This window comes from Desulfocastanea catecholica, assembly GCF_054657295.1.
On record NZ_BAAHYZ010000171.1, the window covers coordinates 1 to 289 of the forward strand.

1 protein-coding gene is annotated in these 289 nt (G+C 54.3%); it reads right to left on the reverse strand.

From position 1 onward, the window contains the following. A partial coding sequence (locus ACYQ8U_RS23390) for a DUF169 domain-containing protein (RefSeq protein ID WP_459947949.1) occupies positions 1-282 on the reverse strand: 282 nt, incomplete at its 3' end. Between the last annotated feature and the right edge of the window lie 7 nt (positions 283-289).

Genomic DNA, 289 nt, shown 5'->3' on the forward strand with positions numbered 1-289 from the left:
ATTAGCAGCCGGTGCAGCTTTCGGGTGGAAACCCACCGCGCAGAACAGCTCCCCGAGGGTGTCCGGGATACTCTCCACTTCGCTGAAGCCGAAGGCGAGCATGGCCGGCACACAGATCAGATCTGCCTTGGTCAAACCCACCGTCCAACCGTAAAGACGGACCATGGAGACCGCTTGACAGATCGTGACACATTTGCCAAGATCCCTTGCCGGGCACTTGGTTTTTTCAGGAAAATGATCAGGGCTTTGCAGAAACTTGACAGATAGTGGAAATGTCTTCAATCGCGAT